This is a genomic window from Cryobacterium sp. HLT2-28 (assembly GCF_004402495.1).
Taxonomy (GTDB): Bacteria; Actinomycetota; Actinomycetes; order Actinomycetales; family Microbacteriaceae; genus Cryobacterium; species Cryobacterium mannosilyticum.
In genome coordinates this window covers 121,085-141,082 of the sequence record NZ_SOFH01000005.1, presented here as the reverse complement: position 1 = coordinate 141,082, position 19,998 = coordinate 121,085, and the positions used below count along the sequence as shown (strand labels likewise).

Sequence of the window (19,998 nt, the reverse complement as noted above, 5' to 3'; positions counted from 1 at the left end):
CGAGCAGCCTGAATTGGAGCTGCGCCGGCAGCGTTTTCGCAGCCATGCGTCCCGAAAGAGATTCTCCCTCAGCCGGGGGAGTGCTCGCTGTGTGCCGGATAAGAGGATGGACACGTAATGCCCTTGGATCAGTTTCTTGCAATACTTGCCTGCGCAGTTCTGGCCGGCCTGACAATTCTCCAAGGTGCGCTCATTGCCGGAGCACCGCTGGGGAGGATGGCCTGGGGCGGACAGCATCGCGTCCTCCCTGCCAAGCTGAGAGCCGGGAGCGCCCTGTCCATAGGCATATATGTCCTCTTCGCCTATGCGGCCCTGGCCAAGGCAAGCCTTGTCCCGCCGGTGGTCAACGAATCCTTCACGGCAATCACGATGTGGGTGATGACGGCATACTTCGTGCTCGGCGTTGTCATGAACGGAATCTCCCGCAGCAAACTTGAACGCCTCATCATGACCCCGACCACGCTGGCCCTCGCGACGATCTATCTAGTTCTTGCTGCCCGATGAGCCTGCATCAGCGCAGCCCGGAATCCCTGCCGGTCGCGATCATCGGCGCGGGCCCGGTCGGGCTCGCTGCTGCCGCCAACCTCGTCGAGCGCGGAATCGAATTCGTGATCTACGAGTCGGGCGACGAGATCGCCTCCAGCATTCGGCAGTGGGGGCACACTCGGTTGTTCTCGCCGTGGAAGCACGTCGTTGACCCCGCGTCGCGCCGACTGCTCGAAGCAACTGGGTGGCAGTTGCCGGCCCCCGAGGGTCTCCCGACGGGTGCCGAACTCGTGGAGAACTATCTGGAGCCGCTGGCGGCGCTCGACTCACTCGCCCACCGCATCCGGACCGGCGTCATGGTTGAGGCGGTGACTCGGCGGGGCATGGACCGCACGCGCACTGCACGTCGTGCGTCGACGCCGTTCCTGCTCCGTGCGCGAACCGTTGAGGGCGTCGAGGAGTTCACTGCGCGCGCCGTGATCGACACGTCCGGCACCTACGCGTATCCGAACAGCCTCGCGTCGTCGGGGCTGGATCCACTCGGACTCGCCGACGTTACTGACCGGGTCAGCCACGCCCTGCCCGACGTTCTCGGCCGGGACCGCGCGCGCTTCGCCGGCCGGCACACGACGGTGGTCGGCGCAGGTCACTCCGCCGCGAACACGCTGCTGGCGTTGGCGGAGCTCACCGAGCAGGAACCGGAAACCCGCATCACATGGTTGATCAGGAACGCAAGCGCTGTCCGGGTTACGACTTCCGACGACGAAGGACTCGCTGCGCGGGCGTCGATCGGGCGTCGCGTCGACGCGCTCGTCACCGCCGGGCGCATCGCCGTCGTCGACCGATTCGAGATTGTGCGCTTAGGCCGCACCGACGACGGAGTCCGCGTCTATGGCTCTCGCGCTGGCGAATTGGTCGAGCACGACACCGACCTCGTGGTCAGCGCCACCGGATTCCGGCCGAACCTTGCCATGCTTCGGGAGATCCGCCTCGAACTAGACGAGATCATTGAAGCGCCCAAGCGCCTCGCGCCGCTCATTGACCCGAATGTGCACACCTGCGGGACGGTAGAGCCGCACGTCTTCGCCGAGCTCACCCACCCGGAGCCCGGTTTCTTCCTGGCAGGAATGAAGAGCTATGGCCGCGCGCCCACCTTCCTGCTCGCCACCGGATACGAACAGGTACGCTCCATCACTGCATGGATCGCCGGCGACATCACGGCAGCGAGCAACGTCGAACTCAAGCTGCCTGCGACGGCTGTGTGCTCCACAGTCTGCTCCTGAAGAGCTTCATCACCGCCGCCGAGGAGAATGGGCACTGGACGATCCAGTCCTCGGTCTTCCCGGAGAACACGGCCAGCCTGCGCCTGCACGAGGGCGCCGGATTCCGGGTTATCGGCCGACGTGAACGAATCGCACTCATGTCGTACGGACCTGCTGATGGCACGTGGCGCGATACCATCCTCATTGAACGACGCACCTCACTGAACGGAACACCATGACTGATAACCCGTCCTTGCCTCGAGCCCTTGATCCGCGCGCCGCTCTTGTGATTGTCGACGTCCAACAAGCCTTCGATGAGACCGCCTACTGGGGTCCGCGAGATAATCCGTCGTGCGAGGCGAACATCGAGGCTCTGTTGACGCGCTGGCGGGAAACCGGTCGACCCGTCATCTTCGTCCGCCATGACTCCACCGCGCCTTCCTCACCTCTCCACCCGGACAACCCCGGAAACGCGTTCAAGGACATCATCACGGGCACCCCGGATCTCCTGGTCACCAAAAGCGTCAATTCCAGCTTCCATGGCACTCCTGACCTGCACGCCTGGCTGCAGGAGAACGCCATCGAGGAACTGGTCGTCTGTGGGATCACGACCAACCACTGCTGCGAGACCACAGCGCGAGTGGGGGGCAACCTCGGTTACCGGGTGTACTTCCCCCTGGACGCCACCCATACCTTTGACCGCATCGCTCAGGACGGTGAGAACGTCGCGGCAGCTGTCCTGTCTCGGATGACCGGGGTAAACCTAGACGGGGAATTCGCCACGGTCGTTACCACCGCCGATCTGCTCGAACAGGTACCACGGCTCCGCCCGTCCGCCGGATAGCCAGTGCGCCCCGGAGGCCGGGCCTGAAGGTGCGGTGCCGGTGATTTTGACACCGAGGCTGAGCCTGACTACGGTGATGTATCTATCAGATATATGAGGGGATCACTAGTGCCGCGTTCCGATCAGTCCCAGACAGCGATACTTGGAGCGCTCAGCATTATGCCGATGACCGGATATGCGTTGCGGGAGGAGATTCGGGATACGTTGGGTCACTTCTGGAGCGAGAGTTTCGGTCAGATATACCCCGTCCTGGCCGAGCTGGAGCGAAAGGGTTTAGTTGAACGGCAAGAGGCTACCGATTCCCGCTCTAGCAAGTTTGGGATTACCGACGCTGGAGTTACTCGACTCCGAGAGCTTCTTGCTGAGCCCCCACAGGCACCAAACCCACGAAATGGGCTCATGCTTCGGTTGTTCTTCGGCAGCCAGCTCGGTCCTGAAGCGTGTAGGGAGCTCGTGCTGCAGGCGCGGGAGCAAGCGGAGGCCGCTCTCGCGCGCATGGAGACAGCTCGCACGGAAGTGGCCGAAAATGGAGGGCTTGCCCAGGCCGCTCCCTATATCCTCCTTACTGTCTCGGCGGGTGAGCACTCCGCGCGTGCCGCGATTGCCTGGGCGGATGAGGCGCTTGCTGACCTTGCGAAGCTTGAGGCTACATCGTCCCAACCCGCGCGTGGACGCGGCCGGCCGTGAACCTGCAGGACCCTATCGGCGGATGTCGAACGTGAGTCACACGGCGATTGGAACGCCAGCATTGTCCGATTAGACGGGTTCGATTCGAACCACGTGTTTAAACGGCTACTCCCCGCGATTGCGCGCGTCACCTGATGAGTCCGCCCCTCACCCACCGCACGCCGTCCGGCGGCGGCAATCAGCTCTTGCACCGCACCGGCTGGAGGATTCGGGTTCTGAAGAAAAGCCCGGTGTCGTACCCAGGGACCATAACGGGGCGCTAACTCCACCCGTGAGGAGGACTCACTGGAAATGGCCGTTCCGTAGCTTGATATTACGTTCGCGGCTACGCCAGGAGCGGCCCCTTCCCCCTCATCACCTTGGAGTACTTGATGCCATTTTCTCTTCGCCGCACGCTTCGCGTCACCGGCGCGATCGGCTTGTCAGTCGTCACGATCGCCACCATTGCAGTCGGCGGGGCGCTGGTCACAACCAGCCAGGCCGCCGCTACCACACCAGTGGATCCGGGCCTGGTGTGGCCCACCCCGAGCGCCTATAACTCTGCCGGGCCGATCGTTGTTGCAATCGCCCTGGGCGCTACTCCCACGGTCGCAAGCGACTTCCTGGCACCGTACGAGGTTTTCGCCAGCTCGCCACAGTTCTCGGTGTACGCGGTCGCGGCTAGCGCCTCGCCCGCTCAGCTGGAGGGTGGACCGGCCGTGCTACCAGTGCACACGTTCGACCAGGTCGAATCAGGCGAGGCTCCCCGCCCGGACGTCGTTGTGGTTCCGGCAGTCCAAGAGCCCACCGGAACAAAAGAATCCGCGCTGCGCACCTTCATCACGGACCAATCTGATCGCGGGGCTCGGATCCTCGGAATTTGCAGCGGCGCGTTGGTATTAGCCGAAACCGGCATCCTTGACGGCCTGCACGCAACCTCCCACTGGTCCAGGATCAGCGCACTCGAGGAGAGCCGACCGCAGGTTGACTGGGTGCGTGGAAAACGATACGTGCAAGACGGTTCAGTAACCACCACTGCAGGTGTGACGTCGGGCATCCCCGGTGCCCTGAAGGTCATGGCTGACCTGGCCGGACCCGCGGAAGCCGAACGAGTGGGACAGGCGCTGAACTATCCGGGGTGGTCCCTGGAAGGCCCAGCCGACATCCCGACCCAACACTTTACCGTCGCCGACGCACCGGTAGCACTGAACGCGATTCTGCCGTGGCTGCGACCAACGCTGGGCGTCGGGCTCAGCGACGGTGACAGCGAAATCGACATTGCCGGCCTGTTCGAGGTCTACAACGTCTCGTTCGCGGCGCGAGCCGTCGCGGTGTCAGCGGGAGATACAATCACTACCCGCCATGGACTTGTCCTCTCCACCAGAGCGCTCGGCACGGGACCCACCATCGACCGGCTGATCATTCCCGGCACCACGCCGGCAGATGAGGTGGATCCAGCGATGATCGACTGGGCCGCCGAACACACCGTGCCTATCGATACCATCAACCGGTCCGCCGGCGAGAACGGGTTCGACGCTGCACTTCGCTATATTGCTCACGACACTGACCAGGCGACAGCGGAAAGCGCCGCGAAGATGATCGACTACCCGACCAAGCACCTGGCCCTGAGCCCCGAGGGCACCTCCTGGCGTGCGCCGCTCCTGCTGCTCACCAGCGTCCTCCTGGCCATTGCGGTTGGTTTCCTTCCCGCAGCCATTCGCCTCGCCATCCGTCGGCGACGGATCGGGACCTCGCGCCTCGCAGAGTCAGTAGAGTCCAGTTCATGAACACCGTTCCGAGATCCGCTCCTCAGGAACATCCGCCTGTCGGAGCGACCAGGCGGGCCTATCACGCAGCCTCGCTCCTCGCACGTCCCGCGAGGACAGGCATATCACGGCTGGTCCGTGAGCAGGTGTACTCGCTACTCAAGCGATCAGGTGTTCCCGAGGTTTGTGTGTGCGATGTCGAACGTCTCGTAACAATGCCCGCGCTCGACAAGGCGGCCAGTCATGCATCCGGACGGTTCCCTGTGCCGAGCAGGGACACCGAGGAGAGCGCAACCCGATTCGTCGTCGCCGCGCTCAACGCGTCCATCGCCAATGGTCGGCCGCGATGAAGGCCGAATCGGGCGACCATGTCTCGTCCGGTATTATTGCGACGCGGTTGCGGTTCCCGGCGCTAGTAGTGCTACCAGTGGCGGTGCTCGCCGCGATCACTCCGGCCGTCATACACGAATTCATCGGACACGGATCGATGTGCCTCGCCGTGGGAGGACACCCGACCGTCGTCTCGACGTCCATGTTTTGGTGCACGGTCCCCACGCCCGTCGTCGCAGCAGGCGGCCCGGCCGCCAACCTCCTCGTGGGCCTCATATGTCTCATGCTCAGACTTCGACTGCGCACGCCCGCACCCGCGCTGCAGTTGTACCTCGCGCTGGTGACCGCGTTCGCATGGTTCTGGGAAGGAGGTTACGCAATCCAAGCGATGCTCCTTCGCCGCGGAGACCTCTATGATCTCCTGGCACACACCCTCGGACCCCCCGGAATCGGTATGAGCATACTTATCGCACTCGCTGGTGCCACCCTCTACATCATCAATGCAGCGGTCACGCGCGCCGCCCTACTTTCGATCGCGGGCCATGCCACGCTCGCCAGCCAGGTCTCTCGATCTTCCTGGCTAGCCGGCACACTTGCGGTAACGATCGCCGCTTCGATCTCTCCACTCGGCCCGACAAATCTCCTCGACACGGTATTGGCGATCGGGCTCGCCGGACTTCCACTCCTGGTGTTTCTGCCGCATCGCGGAACATCGCCGGTCACCGGAACCCCATTCACCAGCAACGCGATGCTACCTGTCCTAACGGCCGTGATATGGGTGCTCTTCACCGCCACACTGGGACACGGGATCACGTGGGACAACTGGTGATCTCGGCACCCAGGGACATCACGGGGCAAGACCATCAACTTGCCTGCCGTCACCCGGCGGAACAGTTCGAGTCAATACGGATACCCAACGGACTAGTTGTTGTTCCTACTGACGTTGTGAACGCGGTCGATGGGTGATTTGCCGCCGAAGCCGGTATGGGGTCTGTGGTGATTGTAGCTATGGATATCCAGTCCTGGTAGGTGTTGGCTCGAGCCTGGTCTGAGCTGTAGTGCCGGGCGTAGGCCCACTCGGCGGCGAGGGTGCGGTGGAAGCGCTCGATCTTGCCGTTGGTCTGCGGCCGGTAGGGCCGGGTGAATTTGTGCCTGATGTCGCCGAGGGTGTCGTTGAAGAACCGGGATCGGTAGCAGGCCCCCGTTGTCGGACATCACGCGCAGCACGGTGATGCCGTGGGAGGCGTAGAACGCGTTGGCGCGCTGCCAGGACCCGGCGGCGGTTTCCTTCGTCTCGTTGGTCAGGATCTCGGAGTAGACCAGCCTGGAGTGGTCGTCGATCGCGGAGTGCAGGAAGGAATGGCCGACCCCGGCGCGCCTGTTTCGCTTGCCGGCCTGCCGGCCGAGGGTGCGGTGGCCGCCGCCGTCGGGGATGCGGCCGAGTTTCTTCACGTCCACGTGTAGTAAGCGCGGGCCAGCCGGGGTCGGTCTGCACTATCCAGGCCAGCTTCGCTTGCTGTTTCTCGGTCAGGTTCTCCGGGTTCTTCCTGAGCGCGTAGCGGCAGTTCTTGATGCCGGCAGCTCGAGCACTATCCGGTCGGGCCGGAGCGTCGGCGGCGGGCCGGCCGCGGGTACGGCGGGCCGGCAGCGCGTGCAGCGGGCATCGTGTTGCCGGGCCGCTTTGCGGGCATCGTTCCACGCGGTCCGGCGGACCTCGTCGAGGGCGTCGGTGGCCCATTTCGCGACGTGAAACGGATCAGCGCAGCGGATGGCCTTGGGGGGCTTTCTCCGCGACGACACTTGCGATCCAGGCCGCACCGTCCGCGGAAAAATACGTGATCTGCGCCGACAGTTACGTCAGGAGAGCCATATCGTCGATTGATTGTGTCGCAGCGAATGCCGGAGACGATCTCCTCCATGTCAGACGTGAAACGGCTCCGGATGTAGCTCCGCTGCAAAGCGTCTTTTAAGCGGTATCACCATGCCCAGGACGCCGGGATTCTAGGCACGACCGGGTGATCAGGGCTGAACCAGCGCTGCCGAGTCTGGAGCTGCCAGCTGAATGAACCGGGAGGGTGCGGCTTCCTCGGTCAACGCTCCCAGCGCCAGGGCCTTCTCTATGACGGTCGGTGTTAGGTGAGGCCGTGTTCGTAGGCGAAGATCACAGCATGAACGCGGTCGCGCAGGCCCAACTTCATGAGTACCCGACCGACGTGGGTCTTCACGGTGGATTCCGAGACGAATAGCTGCTCGCCAATCTCGGTGTTCGACATTCCGCGCGCGATCAGAAACAGGATGTCCCGTTCCCGTGGCGTGAGCGCCGCGACAGCCTGGTCGCCGCCGTCCGGATCATCCGCGGGTAGTCGCTGGCCAAACAAGTCCAGCATTCGGCGACTGACCCGGGATGACAGCGCCGCCTCACCAGCCGCGACGGCACGAATGGCCGCGAGCAGTTCGGCGGGTTCGACATCTTTGAGCAGAAATCCGCTCGCCCCCGCCCGGAGAGCCTTGAACGCATACTCGTCGAGGTCGAAGGTCGTCAGGACGATGACGTGCACGGTCGGCTGGTCCTCGACGATCCGTCGGGTTGCCTCGATCCCATCAAGTCGTGGCATGCGCACGTCCATGAGGACAACGTCGGGTACGAGTGCGTTCGCCAGTTCCATCGCGGCGGCTCCGTCCGCGGCTTCGCCGACCACATCGACCCCGTCCGCCGCGTCGAGGACCATTCGAAACCCGATTCGAACGAGCGTCTGGTCGTCGACCAGCATCACCCGGATGGGCGCCGCCGCCTCGCCTGTCCCGCTCACGCCGCCACTTGGGGGATGAGTTGGGCATGCATTGCCCAGCCACCGCCGTCACGTGGTCCAGTGGTCACCCTCCCGCTGTAGAGCGCGACGCGCTCACCAATGCCGACAAGACCACGACCCAGATCATCGCCGGCAGTCTCATCCGCGGTTCCATCGTCATCGACGATCACCGTCACCAGGTCTGGGGCGAACGTGATCGTGACCGCTACCCGTGTTGCGCCGCGCGCGTACTTGAGCGCATTGGTCAACGACTCCTGCACGATGCGGTACACGGTCAGCTGCATGACTGCATCCGGTGGAGCGTCGCCGGTGGAGCGCATGTTCACGGGCAACCCGGTGGCACGGAAACGTTCGAGCAGTGCGGGCAAGTCCTCGATTCCAGGGGTTGAAGTCGCTCCGTCTGCGGGTCTGCCGTCGGGGGCGTCTCGCAAGACACCCAGCATCCGCCTCATGTCACCCAGCGCACCACGCCCGGTCCGCGCCACCTCGCGCATCCCCTCAACGGCACGATCCGGTTCCTTGGTCGCAATTTCGGCCGATCCATGAGCAAGTGAGATCATGACCGAGAGGCTGTGCGACACGATGTCGTGCATCTCGCGAGCGATCGAGGTGCGCTCGGCGGCGGCGGCGGCGGCCACATCCTGTTCGCGCTCGCGGGCCAGCTGGGCGAGTTGCACGGCGGCGAAATGGCGGCTGCTCCTGACGCTGAGGCCGACCAGTACGGCGACAACGAGCACCACGATTGCCTGCACCGATTCGCCGACGCTCGCCACCGACTGGGGCAGCAGGGCTCCCTCGACGACCAGCAGGACGCCGACGACCCCCCAACCGATGACTGCGCCGCGCACGCTGCGGTAGACCGTAACCGCATATAGCGCGCAACCGACCGCGATGACGGCGATACTACCCGGAGTCCAAAACGTGGCCAACATCACTGCCGTCGTCAGCACGAAGACGAGCACGGGTGCCCTGCGGCGAAAGAGCAGCGCCAGCCCTGAAGCCGCAACTGCACATGAAGTGATGGCGAATTGGATTGCGTCGTGATCGCCAAACGCAACTGCCAGGACCACCGCGAACGCGGGCAGCGCATACGCGAGGGCAACGAGAAGATCGGTCACGCCGGGCCGGGATGCGAGCCAGCCCGTAGACGGCGGACGCGGCGCGGCCGATCGTTCCGGCTCAGTTCTCGACTCGCTCATGTTCTGAACTCTATCGCCAGAGACCAGAAGCCCGCCCGAACACGCGACCGCGATGCGACGCTGTTCCGGCGGGCTGGCAGTAGCAAAATCTGGGCTACTTGCTGCCTCACTCGCTTCACTCGCTTCACTCGCCTCATCATGGTCGGAATTAGTCAAACCCCCACCGAGAATAGGAGGCTCAGGAAGAGCGGGATCGGCGCTCGCCACGCGAGGCCGCCGGCCGCCAACTCAAGACCCGCGGTCGGGTAGTCGATCATATTTGCGGCGGCGATCGCGGTGCCACGATTCGTGTGCGCGGTGAGGTCCTCCAGAGCGCCGTCGAAGCCCGTCGAGCCGGTCGGGCCGTGCAGCGCGTCTGCCGGGATGTTGCGGGCTTTCGCCCATTCTGCCAGCTGCGGGTCGATCGAATTCACGCTTGTTGCGCCGGGAACGATGACCCGGCTCAGGGCCGGCTAACCCCACTCCAGGTCCGCTGTGATCAGGCCCGGCACGACACGGTTCTCCTGCTCCAACAACCGCAACCTCACAGACTCGACGCTCGTCACGCCTGCGGACACACCCTCATGAATGGCGGCCTGATCGGCCCACGCCCGCACCATCCCGTGCTCAGTCCCCAACTTCACCTGCGATGTCCGCGTCATTCGGACCGCGCCGGCTCTCTCCTCCGGCGCATACCGACACGTCGTCGGCTTGCGCACTGCTTGCTCTCCCGGCAAGTCCCCATCCCCGTTTCCGAGGTCAGGAGACCCAAATGTACTCAGGGCGCTTCGCCGAATAGATCCTGCTTGCGAGCGACTCCCGTGTCCACGCTCATCGAGGTTGCTCACCGGTTGCGCCGAGGTCGGCACTCGACGCCCCTGCTTCCATGGTGGGTGCTTCGGTCAACCTCAACCGTTCTGCGGGGCCACGGGTTCGGTGAGTGAGCGGCATCGCGAGGGCCATGGCCGGGAGCATCAGCAGGTGGCCTCCGGCCGCGAGTACGTCGCCGGAGATTGTGCCGACCCAGAATAGCGGGGCGAGGATGAGGAAGGGGAGGTACATGACGGCGGACATGACGACGATGCCGCGCCAGGCGTGGCGGCGTGCGACCATCCACGCTGACATGCCGATGACCATCTCGCTGGCCATGATGATCGCCTCGACGTCGGCCCGCAGGACGGGACCGGGTGCGACAAGATCTCGGATCAAACCGAGTATGACCATTCCCGCGAGCATCGCCGCAACCATGCCGAGGTACTCGAGAAGGCTGCGGAGGTGGCGCCGGGCGTAGTGAGAAGTCTCGTGTCCTGTGGCTGTGTTCGGTTGGCTGGCCATGGCTGGCCTCCTTCTTGGTTTGGGTGGGATTGGGGCGAAGTGGTCGGGTTTCATGTGCGGCGCAGGATCCGGTGGGCCACGAGTTGGAGCGAGTCGGCGGTGGCGAGGAGCACCGGCGATCGCCGCTGCTGGTACATGGGCGGTTGGTCACCGTTCACCATGTCGAGCGGGCACGTGCGAACCTTGCTGACGGAATCGACCAAGGAGGGGCTGACCGTGGGTCCCAGTTGCTCGAACGCGGCGTCGAAGCCGCCCATCTCGCTCTGGGTGATGATTTCCCCGGCTTCCCGGACAGCCAGGAAACGATCCACCTGGTTGACGTCGAGGGCGACGCGACCTACGCGTCGAAGGCGGTGCTGCATTGAAGTCTCCGGTTCATCTGGTTACGCCAGCGACCTCGGATTGAGAGCACATGCGTAAATCTGTATCCAAATTACGAACCGGGGCGGCTTTCGTCGTCGGACTACCTGGCATTCCTCAGAGCGGGAAAGTAGCACCCCAGTACTAGGCGCGCATCGGGGCAATCAAGCCGCCACTGGCTTCGAGCCAATCGTCCGGATGGTCGGCCTCATCACGACGACCGCCGGGATGAGCATCTGTTTGGCCGTGACCCCGTTGGGAGACACCTCACAAGGGAGAATGTTCATCATGGCAAGATCACGTCCGGAGTTCACTCCTGACTACAAAGACGAGGCTGTGAAGCTGGTCGTCACCACCGGCTTGGCCGCCACGACCGTGGCCCGCGAGCTCCGAGACAACAGGGCGTTCTTGGATATAGCGTCCATCTTTTTCGCCTAGGAAGCATCGGATACGAACGTCAAGCGTTCGAGTTGAAGCTGGCGGAGAAGACCAACTTCACAATCACCCGCATGGTCGGCTTCCGGATTGCTGTTGGTCTAGCTGCCTCGCTGACGTCTATTCCAGAAAGAAGCTTTCGACTCCGAGCGGATGGGTGCCGGTGCCCTACGTCCCGCGGTGAATGCGTCGGTAATTTGTGGGAGTTGTCGCGAGATCGCCCGCGAAGTGAAATCGCAGGTTGCTGGATGTCCCGAGCCCGCAACGCTGCGCGATCGCCTCCACGGTCAGATCGGTGACCTCGAGCAGTCGCCGTGCCTCGTCGACGCGCCGGGACGTGAGCCATCGTAAGGGGGTTGTGCCCGTCTCGGCCAGGAACCGGCGGGCAAAGGTGCGCGGAGACCAGCGCGCGTGTTTGGCCATGTCGGCGACCGATATGGGCTCTGCGAGGTGATCGACCGCCCACGCACAGGTGGCAGCGAGCCCTTCAGAGTGGGCGACGACAGGGCGCTCAATGAATTGCGCTTGGCCGCCGTCGCGGTGAGGGGCCACGACCATGCGCCGAGCAATCCCGGTTGCGGCGTCGGTGCCGAAATCTTGTCGGACAAGGTGCAGGCACAGGTCGATGCCGGCGGCGACTCCGGCGCTTGTGCTGATACCGCCGTCAACGACGTAGAGCACGTCGGGGTCGACGCTGATGCGCGGATAGCGGGAGGAGAGTTCGGCGGCGTCTCGCCAATGAGTTGTCGCCCGTTTGCCGTCCAGAAGCCCGGCGGCCGCCAACGCGAAAGCGCCGGTGCACACGGAAACCATGCGAATGCCGCGGTGAGACGCTTCACGCAGCGCGTCGAGTACGGCGGCCGACGGGTCTCCAAGGGGGACGAATCCTGGAACGATGACAGTGTCCGCATCCAGTAGCGAGTCCAGGCCACGCGTCGCCTCAATGGCGAATCCGGATGTCGTCGGGATCAGTCCCGGAATCTCCGCGCAGACCGAGAAAGTATAGCGTTCGCGCTCGTCACTGTGACCAAAGACCTGCGCCGGTATTGCGAGGTCGAAGGCAACCACGTCGGGGAGAGCCAGAGCCACAATGCGATGCATGCAGTCAGTGTCGCACGATTCAGGCAGAATTCTTTCGATCTGCGGCATTCCTGCCACTTTCGTCTGTCCAACGGCCCTGCCATCGTGTGTCTCATGACAACTACTACGGCCGGAGAGGCCCGACACATTGGCATCTTCCTCTTCGACGACGTCGAAGAACTCGACGCCGTGGGGCCTTGGGAAGTCTTGGCAAATTGGACCCTCAGATTTCCGGACGACGGATACGAGGTCTCCTGCGTCTCCCGTGACGGGCGTTCGGTTCGGGCATCGAAGGGGCTCGTTCTCGGTGCACACCACTCTTTTGCGGACGCGCCAAGCTTTGACATCTTGCTGCACCCGGGTGGGCAGGGAACTCGCACGCTGATGAGGGACGACGCGCATCTGGATTGGGTACGCGCTCAGCGTGCGACGACCCCGCTCATGACGAGCGTGTGCACCGGGAGCCTCGTGTACGCCGCTGCCGGTATTCTCCGGGCAAGGCCGGCGACGACGCATTGGGAGAGTTTGGGTCTGCTCGCAGAGCTCGATCCCACGATCGTGACCAGGTACGACCGTTTCGTCGACGATGGTGACGTGATTACGAGCGCCGGGGTCAGCGCGGGCATAGACATGGCACTTCACCTCGTCGAACGCCTCGCCGGTGTCGACCGCGCCCTCAACGTACGGCGGGATCTTCAGTACGACCCCCAGCCGCCGGTCTGAGCTCATTCCCGGCATGGCACGGCGAAAATTGGGCGCTCGTCCTGGCGCCGCGCGTCATGCAACCGTCGGATTCGCCCCCTTTCCTGCACTGATTCCGAGTCCATTCGCAGCCGCAAGGCCAATACACGCCAGGAGACGCCATGCCATTTCCCGCCGACATCCGGGCGCACGACCAGACACCACGGTGGCCTACGGCGATGTTCTCACCAGCAATCGGCTGGGGAGCGGTCGTTGGAGTAGTCACGGCCGCCGCTCCACTCGGATTGTGGTGGCTCACCCCATCAATGGTCTACGCGCTCGTTCTGGCAATCGTCGCCGCGGTCTACATCGGGTTCGCCGTCGCCGACGGCCGGGCACGGGTGCTCGCTCTGGAGGGCACGGTCGCGGTGCTATTCGTGGCGCTGGCTATTGCGGCGCTCACGGGTTCCGCCTGGCTGGTCGTGGCCGGTTTCGCGGGCCACGGCCTGAAGGACCTCTGGCAGCACCGCACCCGATTCGTCCGCAATGCCAGATGGTGGCCTCCGTTCTGCGCGACTGTCGACTTTGTTGCCGCCGGCATCCTGGCTGTTCACACAATTTTCACGATCTGAGGAAGACCAAACGATGCACATTTCGGATATATCGTTCTACCGCCTCCACAGGGCCGAGGAAGACCGTGTCACGCGCGCACTCGAGGTGCATCGTCTCGCCGCAGAACGGGTTACCGATCTCAGAGAACACCGCAGAAACGACGAAGGCCTCGGCGGTGGAAAGGCAGCAGAGAGCAAGGCGAGGTGGAAGTCGCTGTGGACGATGCCAGCCAGGGGCGAAATTGGAAAACTATGCAAGGAGACCTTCATAGGTCAAACACCGTTCAAAGTTCACCCGCCCGCAAGCCCTGCCGGAAAGGCCGCCGCTGCCCTATTCCTTGTCGTGGTGGCCTTCCAGGTGGCGCTAGCTGCAGGCGCGCCATGGGGTGAAGCCTCCTTTGGCGGCTCCAACCCGGGGGTCCTTCCTGCATCTCTCCGCACGAATAGCGCTATCGCAGTGGTTGTGTATGTGTTGCTCGCCGCCGTCGCTGGCACCCGGTGGACCGGAGCAACGCTCCGTCGACGTCTGCTGTACGGTGCGGCCGCTTTGATGGTGATTGGAACGGTAGTGAACGTCGCCTCACCCTCATTCCTGGAGCGCATCGTCTGGGCGCCCGTGACAATCGCGCTTGTAATCGCCCTGTGGCGTTCTGCTCGGCACGCCTCGCTCTCGAATGTGTCACGAAATGAAGGCGGCATTGCACACCGTGCCGTCTGAATCCACAATCGCACGCGGCGACGGTACCCGAAACGCACTGGTCTTCGGCGCGACAGGGTTCTTTGGGCGGTGGCTGGTGAAGGAGCTTCTCGACCAGGGCATCTCGACCACAGCCGCGGTTCGCAACCTCGCCCGATTTGGTGCCGTTGCCGAGTGGCTGCGCGACCACAACGTCGCCACGACGGCCTTGAGTGTTGTCGAAGTCGACCTGGTAGTCGACGGAATCGAGTTGAGGCCGGGACGCCTGAACCACATCCGCGAAATCGTTAACGTTGCCGGAGCCCACGCGTGCGGAATGACGCCGGCAGCGGCGCGCGCGGCGAATGTCCTCGCGTCGCGTGGTGGAGTCGCGGCGACGCTTCCGCACCTTGGCCGTTTGGTGCACCTGTCCGGCTATCGGGTCGGCGGGCAGGACCGGCATCGATTCCCTGGTCGGAGGCCAAACGCAAGTACCAGTAACCCGCCTCGGCGCCTATGAGGTATCCAGGTGGAGAATGACGCGGTCGTCCAGGCCTATGCGGACCAAGCTCAGCGTTCCTTGGACGATCGCTAACCCGGCGACCGTCATAGGCGACTTGGTGAACGGTGAATCAGAGCAAATGCTGGGGCTCGCGACCACCATTCGTGACCTGGAACTGTCGTGGGATCTGGTCCGCGCGCCGATTCGTCAGGGATAACTCGGATGAACTACTAGAGGTTCGAGGCTGTGATCGTGATCACAACCTTGCCGAAGTGCTTGCCCTCTGCCAGATGCTGCAATGCCGCGCGGATCCGGTGAACGGGGTACGTCGAGTCGAGGACAGGAACGATCCCGTGTTTATCGATGATCTGAACCATCTCCTCGAACATTTCCCGCGATCCGGTTTCGATTCCGTGAATGGTCACGTGTCTCGTCACGAATTCGTAGGTGTTGATCTGCGCGGCCAGGCCGGCGATGAGCCCAACGAAGCTAATCGTCCCGCCAACCTTCACGGCATTAAGCGATCGATTGAGGTTTTCCCCGCCGATCGTTTCGATCACATGATTGACCCCTTCGCCGCCAGTGAGCCTCATCACTTCCGCGGCGACGTCGGGGGTGGATTTGTAGTTGATCGAGTGGGCGGCGCCGGATTTGCGCGCTCTATCCAGCTTCTCGTCACTGCTGGAGGTGATGATCGGAATCCCGCCGAGCGCCAGGACAAACTGCAGCGCGAACAGGGCCACGCCGCCAGTGCCGTGGATCAGTACCGTCTCACCCCGCTGGACGCGACTTCGCCGTGCCACGGCATGCCATGCGGTCAGGGCGGCAATCGGGAGAGTTGCGGCGTGCTCGTCGTCGAGGCTGTGCGGCGTTCTCGCGGCGTTGTCCTGTGACACGACCACGTACTCGGCCAACATGCCGCCATTGATGGGTCCGCCGATCGGATTCAGATACGTCTCGCGCGTAAGCTGACCCGATCGCCACTCCGGCAGGAACATGGCCGAAACACGATCCCCGAGATCGAACCGGTCAACGCCCTCTCCCACGCCAACGACTGTGCCGACGGCATCTGAAAGCGGCACCACGCGACTGGTTGGCTTCCAGTTGCCGACCCCATTGATCACCATGAGGTCGCGATAGTTCAGTGAGAGGGCGGCGATCTTGACCAACACCTCGCCTCGGCCGGGTTGGGGCACCGGAACCCGGACCGTGGACATATTCTCTATGCCGTTGCCGGTCGTGGTCCACGCCGTCATGACGCCCGGTGCACTGTGAGAAGGGGATGAGACATTGCTCGAGAGAAGGGACATAAGACCTATCGTCCTGTTGCCACCTGGCACATGCCAGTGGCATAAACGCGCCTTATGAACAAGATACGGCCATACTGGTCGAGTGCTCAAGAAGATCGCCGTCATCCTTCAACCACCCGTCGCTCTGTTTGAATTCGGCGTGCTCACAGAAGTGTTCGGTGTTGATCGGTCGGCCGACGGAGTGCCGAAGTTCGAGTACGTAGTGTGTGCCGAGAATCCGAACGAGCCTCTGTCAGCGGGACCAGGCTCGTTCGTCGTGGCAACCATGACGTTGGACGCCGCAGCAGACGCTGATCTGGTCGCCGTCCCCTCGTCGTCGCTCACCGCCACGCCGAGCGAAGCGGTGATCAGCGCGCTACGGGATGCTGACCGACGTGGTGCGTACGTGATGTCTCTTTGCTCGGGCGCCTTCGCCCTGGCAGCGGCCGGGCTCCTGGACGACCGCACGGTGGCCACGCATTGGCGCTATGCGGAGCGGCTGGCGCGCGAATACCCGGCCGTGCGAGTTGACAGCGACATCCTCTATGCGCAGGATGGGACGATCGTCAGCAGCGCGGGCACGGCCGCGGGGATCGACGCCTGCCTGCACATTGTGCGCACAGAACTTGGCTCGGCCGTGGCGAACCGCATTGCAAGACGCATGGTCGTTTCGCCCCACCGGGACGGGGGTCAGAAGCAGTTCATCGAGAGACCGGTGGTTGGTCGCTCAGAACAGAGCCTGCAGCCCACTCTTGATTGGATCACGGAAAACATCGCGCACACCATCACGGTCGCGGCCATGGCACGCGTCGCTGGTGTTGCGGAACGGACGCTCACACGTCGCTTCATGGCCGAAGTCGGCTGTGCGCCACATACGTGGCTCACCCAGCAACGAGTCGCACGCGCGCGGGAGCTGCTGGACGATACGCGCCTTTCGGTTGAGGACGTCGCGGCAGAATCAGGGTTCGGTGCGGCCCCCTTGCTGAGACATCACTTCACGCGACTGGTCGGCATCACTCCAACGGAATACCGCAGACGGTTCGTTGATCGTCGGGACGTCAGATAGCTGTATTACTTGAGTTTGTGTGGTCGTCGGCTCGCCGTCAAACGGCGCCGACACCCCCGCTCTGCTTGAAGAGGACACGTGGAGAGGCGCTCCGATGAACCCTGCGTCGAGGGCGACATCCGGTCGTTGTGAGCTCTTCGACGAATAGTTCAGTGAACGCAAAAATTCTCGGGCACTATTTGCCTTGAGGTCACCCTGCGGGCTTTCGGATCTTGTTGAGGACGCCCCCCAAGAGTGCCAGATCCTCGTCTGTGAGGTTGGACGCGAACTGGCCTTCAATCGCGCGTACATAGACGGGGGCGGTTGAACGGAACTCGGCGAGTCCCGCTTTCGTGATTGTTGCGTACGCTGAGCGCCGGTCGTCTGGATGCTCCTCCTTGGTGATCAGGCCCCGGCTCGCCAGCTCATCGACGAGACGGCTGACCCTGGATCGGCTAAGGACCACCCGTTCCGCAAGGTCGGTCATCCGCAGCCGACCGGCAGGTTCCGCCGCTAGCTCGAGCAGCACGTCGTACCACGACAGCGGCAGGCCGGTCTGCCTTTGGACTTCCTTGTCCAGCGCGGGGACGAGGGAGGCGTGGACTTGGAGCAGTGCGCCCCAAGCATCGGCGGCGAGCTTCTTGCGAGAGGGCATGCCCTAAACATAGCGGAGTTGCGTGCGCACGCACACATCCGTATTGTTGTGTGCGCACGCACATAAACAAGAAAGGGCATCATGACCACACTTATTACCCGCGACGACCTCAAGGCGGCCATCGACTCTCGGACCGTCACCGTGATCGACGCGCTGGGAGGCATGTACTACGAGCAGCAGCACCTTCCGGGGGCGCTGCCACTTGTGGGAGAGGATGTCGCGCTGCAGGCTTCGAGCTTGCTTCCGGACAAGGACGCCGCGATCATCACCTACTGTTCGAATGTTTCCTGCCCGAACAGCCAGAACGTCGCGAACATGCTCACTGCTGCTGGATACTCTAATATTCGCAAGTACAGCGAGGGCATTCAGGATTGGGTAGAGGCCGGCCTGCCGATCGAGTCTGGCGCGTACATCCGTCCCTGACCGATCCGGTCGGGCCCGCCGCTGGGCGCACGTCCGCGGCGGGGCTCCATGACCCGGGCGCCTGCTGGCAAGACGACTACAGGTCGCCTAGATGCGACCGCGAGCGCCCGGGTTGGGCTTCCGACCCTAACCCCTGGTTTTCTCGGAAACCAGGGGTTTCGATTGCCCAACCGATGGTGCGCTCGTGACTGGCCTTGTTCGACGCCTTCGGTTTTGGCCAGGAAGTTTGGCGGCGGATTGGCCGTTCGGGCGCTCGGGGCCAAGCGCGCGGTCTCACGGGAACATCGCGACTTCACGTGGGAAGCGCGGCAGTCTCGCTGCCCCGTCGAACGTTCCAGGTCATTGATTGCGGAGGCCACGGCGGTGAGCGCGTCCTGAGAGGAGCTGGCTGGCACTGTGATCAGCGACCTCGCGGGCCTTCTGGTGAGTAGTGACTACCGCGGGATGCCCGATTGCGGCTCTCGGCTCTCGGCTCACGGCTCACGTCACTGAGTCGGCTCGTGCAGCGGTCATTGGCGCGTGCTGGCCCCTTCAGCTGGTGAGCAAACGCCTTCAAAGAATGGCAGTATCTCGTCCATAGCTGTCATTTCTGCCATTCCTATGCCAAGCCCCAATCCTTAGCGTGGGGCCATGACACTTTCAATCGACCTGCCCGCCACCCCCCTTGCTCGCGCGGCGCTCGCGGCAGCACAGACTTCAGAGAGTACCTCGGTGGCCAATCACAGCATCCGCAGTTTCCTTTTTGCGGAACTCCTCGCCGGCCATGAGGGCGCACTGAACGATGCGGCGTATGACCGGGATCTACTCTTTGCCGCCTGCGTCATGCACGACCTGGGTACCGGCGCCGAGGCACCCGGCAAGCAGCGGTTCGAGGTGGAAGGCGCGGATCTGGCAGCCGAAATCTTAACCGAGCATGGAGTGGCGGTGGGGGACGTTGACCGGGTGTGGGAAGCGATTGCCTTGCACAGTTCGCCGGGCATCGCCGAGCGTCGAGGACTCCTTGCCTACCTGACAACGGAGGGGATCGGGATCGACTTTGGCCACAAGGCCGACATCGTCATGTCACAGGAGCGGCTCATTCACTCACGCTACCCGCGGCTGGACATGGTCAAGTCGCTCACTAGCTCAATCGTCGCTCACGCCACCCTTTCGACCGCCGCCGCGCCTCGCTATTCACTGCCGGGGGAGCTTGCCCGCGAAAGAAGAGAACGGGGTGTCAGCAACATGGAAATTGCAGCGTCTTCCTCTGTGTGGGGAAGCTGAACTCTGCACAGGACGCCCGTGGCGAACTTGCGGCGTGAAGTTCGTTCTTGCTTCGGCCCCGGGGTTGACCCAAGATGACCGCGGGCGGACCGCAAGAAGGCCCTCGTCTACGCGAGGAAGGGACTGCGACTGGCCGGCGCCAGATTCGCGGAGGCGGAGCGGGCTGAAGCCAGCCTCGACGTCGTCGTTCCTGCCGATCCGACGATTTGGGACTGCGTCCACCTCCGACGCGGACGACGCGGCATTCCAAGCGCTCGAAGACGTGGCCGCGATAGTCGGCGAGCAGGGCGACATCCTGGAC

General features: G+C 63.5%; 22 protein-coding genes and 3 pseudogenes. 15 read left to right on the top strand and 10 right to left on the bottom strand.

Annotated elements, in window-relative coordinates; genetic code table 11:
* The first annotated feature begins 117 nt into the window (after positions 1 to 117).
* The 7 genes and pseudogenes from E3O48_RS01730 to E3O48_RS01700 all read left to right on the top strand — a co-directional run bounded on the left by E3O48_RS01730 (position 118) and on the right by E3O48_RS01700 (position 6,183).
* The gene (locus tag E3O48_RS01730; protein ID WP_174774735.1) at positions 118 to 504 is read left to right on the top strand and encodes a hypothetical protein; all 387 of its coding nucleotides are present in this window, start codon (positions 118 to 120) and stop codon (positions 502 to 504) included.
* Complete coding sequence (locus E3O48_RS01725; RefSeq protein ID WP_134537096.1) at positions 501 to 1,769, top strand: NAD(P)-binding domain-containing protein; 1,269 nt, start codon at positions 501 to 503, stop codon at positions 1,767 to 1,769. Before E3O48_RS01730 ends, E3O48_RS01725 begins: the two co-directional genes overlap by 4 nt.
* A pseudogene (locus E3O48_RS01720) lies at positions 1,763 to 1,987 on the top strand (N-acetyltransferase family protein); the annotation flags it as partial. The gene E3O48_RS01725 and the pseudogene E3O48_RS01720, both read left to right, overlap by 7 nt.
* The gene (locus E3O48_RS01715; RefSeq protein ID WP_134537095.1) at positions 1,984 to 2,592 is read left to right on the top strand and encodes a cysteine hydrolase family protein; all 609 of its coding nucleotides are present in this window, start codon (positions 1,984 to 1,986) and stop codon (positions 2,590 to 2,592) included. The pseudogene E3O48_RS01720 and the gene E3O48_RS01715, both read left to right, overlap by 4 nt.
* A gap of 93 nt (positions 2,593 to 2,685) precedes the next feature.
* Complete coding sequence (locus E3O48_RS18265; protein WP_370248883.1) at positions 2,686 to 3,279, top strand: PadR family transcriptional regulator; 594 nt, start codon at positions 2,686 to 2,688, stop codon at positions 3,277 to 3,279.
* A 359-nt stretch (positions 3,280 to 3,638) separates the two neighbouring features.
* A complete protein-coding gene (locus E3O48_RS01705; protein WP_134537093.1) occupies positions 3,639 to 5,045 on the top strand; it encodes a DJ-1/PfpI family protein in 1,407 nt (468 codons plus the stop codon).
* A gap of 325 nt (positions 5,046 to 5,370) precedes the next feature.
* On the top strand, positions 5,371 to 6,183 hold the full coding sequence (locus tag E3O48_RS01700; RefSeq protein ID WP_134537092.1) for a hypothetical protein: 813 nt from the start codon (positions 5,371 to 5,373) through the stop codon (positions 6,181 to 6,183).
* Positions 6,184 to 6,275: 92 nt separating this feature from the next.
* Here the strand turns inward: E3O48_RS01700 and E3O48_RS01695 are convergent.
* The 7 genes and pseudogenes from E3O48_RS01695 to E3O48_RS01665 all read right to left on the bottom strand — a co-directional run.
* Positions 6,276 to 6,821 (bottom strand): annotated as a pseudogene (locus tag E3O48_RS01695) (integrase core domain-containing protein); the annotation flags it as partial.
* Positions 6,815 to 7,203, bottom strand: a pseudogene (locus E3O48_RS01690) (transposase); the annotation flags it as partial. The pseudogenes E3O48_RS01695 and E3O48_RS01690, both read right to left, overlap by 7 nt.
* A gap of 283 nt (positions 7,204 to 7,486) precedes the next feature.
* On the bottom strand, positions 7,487 to 8,125 hold the full coding sequence (locus E3O48_RS01685; RefSeq protein ID WP_134507446.1) for a response regulator transcription factor: 639 nt from the start codon (positions 8,123 to 8,125) through the stop codon (positions 7,487 to 7,489).
* A gap of 35 nt (positions 8,126 to 8,160) precedes the next feature.
* Positions 8,161 to 9,282, bottom strand: a complete 1,122-nt coding sequence (locus E3O48_RS01680) for a sensor histidine kinase (protein ID WP_166788583.1) — start codon at positions 9,280 to 9,282, stop codon at positions 8,161 to 8,163.
* Between the two features lie 233 nt (positions 9,283 to 9,515).
* Positions 9,516 to 9,776, bottom strand: coding sequence for a hypothetical protein (locus E3O48_RS01675; protein WP_134537090.1), 261 nt, complete (start codon positions 9,774 to 9,776; stop codon positions 9,516 to 9,518).
* A 397-nt stretch (positions 9,777 to 10,173) separates the two neighbouring features.
* Positions 10,174 to 10,677 (bottom strand): hypothetical protein, encoded by a 504-nt coding sequence (locus E3O48_RS01670; protein ID WP_134537089.1) that lies wholly within the window; start codon positions 10,675 to 10,677, stop codon positions 10,174 to 10,176.
* 50 nt (positions 10,678 to 10,727) lie between these two features.
* Positions 10,728 to 11,039: a hypothetical protein gene (locus tag E3O48_RS01665; RefSeq protein ID WP_134537088.1), complete on the bottom strand. Its 312-nt coding sequence runs from the start codon at positions 11,037 to 11,039 to the stop codon at positions 10,728 to 10,730.
* Positions 11,040 to 11,235: 196 nt separating this feature from the next.
* Between E3O48_RS01665 and E3O48_RS01660 the strand changes: the two genes are divergently transcribed.
* The gene (locus E3O48_RS01660) at positions 11,236 to 11,475 is read left to right on the top strand and encodes a hypothetical protein (protein WP_134507363.1); all 240 of its coding nucleotides are present in this window, start codon (positions 11,236 to 11,238) and stop codon (positions 11,473 to 11,475) included.
* Between the two features lie 165 nt (positions 11,476 to 11,640).
* Here E3O48_RS01660 and E3O48_RS01655 read toward each other — a convergent pair whose 3' ends face one another.
* Positions 11,641 to 12,621: a GlxA family transcriptional regulator gene (locus E3O48_RS01655; RefSeq protein WP_241982355.1), complete on the bottom strand. Its 981-nt coding sequence runs from the start codon at positions 12,619 to 12,621 to the stop codon at positions 11,641 to 11,643.
* 45 nt (positions 12,622 to 12,666) lie between these two features.
* Here E3O48_RS01655 and E3O48_RS01650 point away from each other — a divergent pair, with 45 nt between their 5' ends.
* From E3O48_RS01650 to E3O48_RS01635, 4 genes are all read left to right on the top strand, one after another.
* Entirely contained in the window at positions 12,667 to 13,275 is a 609-nt protein-coding gene (locus tag E3O48_RS01650; RefSeq protein WP_134507361.1) for a DJ-1/PfpI family protein, read from the top strand.
* Between the two features lie 197 nt (positions 13,276 to 13,472).
* Positions 13,473 to 13,865, top strand: coding sequence for a hypothetical protein (locus E3O48_RS01645; RefSeq protein ID WP_134507360.1), 393 nt, complete (start codon positions 13,473 to 13,475; stop codon positions 13,863 to 13,865).
* 13 nt (positions 13,866 to 13,878) lie between these two features.
* Entirely contained in the window at positions 13,879 to 14,562 is a 684-nt protein-coding gene (locus tag E3O48_RS01640; protein WP_134507359.1) for a hypothetical protein, read from the top strand.
* A complete protein-coding gene (locus tag E3O48_RS01635) occupies positions 14,531 to 15,040 on the top strand; it encodes an NAD-dependent epimerase/dehydratase family protein (protein ID WP_166788582.1) in 510 nt (169 codons plus the stop codon). Before E3O48_RS01640 ends, E3O48_RS01635 begins: the two co-directional genes overlap by 32 nt.
* Positions 15,041 to 15,252: 212 nt before the next feature.
* Here E3O48_RS01635 and E3O48_RS01630 read toward each other — a convergent pair whose 3' ends face one another.
* A complete protein-coding gene (locus E3O48_RS01630) occupies positions 15,253 to 16,194 on the bottom strand; it encodes an NAD(P)-dependent alcohol dehydrogenase (RefSeq protein ID WP_206751279.1) in 942 nt (313 codons plus the stop codon).
* 220 nt (positions 16,195 to 16,414) lie between these two features.
* Between E3O48_RS01630 and E3O48_RS01625 the strand changes: the two genes are divergently transcribed.
* Positions 16,415 to 17,377: a helix-turn-helix domain-containing protein gene (locus E3O48_RS01625; RefSeq protein WP_134537085.1), complete on the top strand. Its 963-nt coding sequence runs from the start codon at positions 16,415 to 16,417 to the stop codon at positions 17,375 to 17,377.
* 190 nt (positions 17,378 to 17,567) lie between these two features.
* Here the strand turns inward: E3O48_RS01625 and E3O48_RS01620 are convergent, their stop codons facing one another.
* Complete coding sequence (locus E3O48_RS01620; protein WP_134537084.1) at positions 17,568 to 18,011, bottom strand: MarR family winged helix-turn-helix transcriptional regulator; 444 nt, start codon at positions 18,009 to 18,011, stop codon at positions 17,568 to 17,570.
* An 81-nt stretch (positions 18,012 to 18,092) separates the two neighbouring features.
* Between E3O48_RS01620 and E3O48_RS01615 the strand changes: the two genes are divergently transcribed.
* Both E3O48_RS01615 and E3O48_RS01610 read left to right on the top strand, forming a co-directional pair.
* On the top strand, positions 18,093 to 18,434 hold the full coding sequence (locus E3O48_RS01615; protein ID WP_134537083.1) for a rhodanese-like domain-containing protein: 342 nt from the start codon (positions 18,093 to 18,095) through the stop codon (positions 18,432 to 18,434).
* A 630-nt stretch (positions 18,435 to 19,064) separates the two neighbouring features.
* Positions 19,065 to 19,697, top strand: coding sequence for an HD domain-containing protein (locus E3O48_RS01610; RefSeq protein WP_134537082.1), 633 nt, complete (start codon positions 19,065 to 19,067; stop codon positions 19,695 to 19,697).
* Positions 19,698 to 19,998 lie beyond the last annotated feature (301 nt).

Coding starts and splice junctions, on each gene's coding strand:
- E3O48_RS01670 (WP_134537089.1), bottom strand. CDS start 10,677: ATGGCCAGCCAACCGAACACAGCCACAGGACACGAGACTTCTCACTAC.
- E3O48_RS01700 (WP_134537092.1), top strand. CDS start 5,371: ATGAAGGCCGAATCGGGCGACCATGTCTCGTCCGGTATTATTGCGACG.
- E3O48_RS01615 (WP_134537083.1), top strand. CDS start 18,093: ATGACCACACTTATTACCCGCGACGACCTCAAGGCGGCCATCGACTCT.
- E3O48_RS01685 (WP_134507446.1), bottom strand. CDS start 8,125: ATGCTGGTCGACGACCAGACGCTCGTTCGAATCGGGTTTCGAATGGTC.
- E3O48_RS01620 (WP_134537084.1), bottom strand. CDS start 18,011: ATGCCCTCTCGCAAGAAGCTCGCCGCCGATGCTTGGGGCGCACTGCTC.
- E3O48_RS01650 (WP_134507361.1), top strand. CDS start 12,667: ATGACAACTACTACGGCCGGAGAGGCCCGACACATTGGCATCTTCCTC.
- E3O48_RS01635 (WP_166788582.1), top strand. CDS start 14,531: ATGAAGGCGGCATTGCACACCGTGCCGTCTGAATCCACAATCGCACGC.
- E3O48_RS01725 (WP_134537096.1), top strand. CDS start 501: ATGAGCCTGCATCAGCGCAGCCCGGAATCCCTGCCGGTCGCGATCATC.
- E3O48_RS01655 (WP_241982355.1), bottom strand. CDS start 12,621: ATGCCGCAGATCGAAAGAATTCTGCCTGAATCGTGCGACACTGACTGC.
- E3O48_RS01645 (WP_134507360.1), top strand. CDS start 13,473: ATGTTCTCACCAGCAATCGGCTGGGGAGCGGTCGTTGGAGTAGTCACG.
- E3O48_RS01715 (WP_134537095.1), top strand. CDS start 1,984: ATGACTGATAACCCGTCCTTGCCTCGAGCCCTTGATCCGCGCGCCGCT.
- E3O48_RS01610 (WP_134537082.1), top strand. CDS start 19,065: ATGACACTTTCAATCGACCTGCCCGCCACCCCCCTTGCTCGCGCGGCG.
- E3O48_RS01660 (WP_134507363.1), top strand. CDS start 11,236: ATGGTCGGCCTCATCACGACGACCGCCGGGATGAGCATCTGTTTGGCC.
- E3O48_RS18265 (WP_370248883.1), top strand. CDS start 2,686: ATGAGGGGATCACTAGTGCCGCGTTCCGATCAGTCCCAGACAGCGATA.
- E3O48_RS01665 (WP_134537088.1), bottom strand. CDS start 11,039: ATGCAGCACCGCCTTCGACGCGTAGGTCGCGTCGCCCTCGACGTCAAC.
- E3O48_RS01640 (WP_134507359.1), top strand. CDS start 13,879: ATGCACATTTCGGATATATCGTTCTACCGCCTCCACAGGGCCGAGGAA.
- E3O48_RS01730 (WP_174774735.1), top strand. CDS start 118: ATGCCCTTGGATCAGTTTCTTGCAATACTTGCCTGCGCAGTTCTGGCC.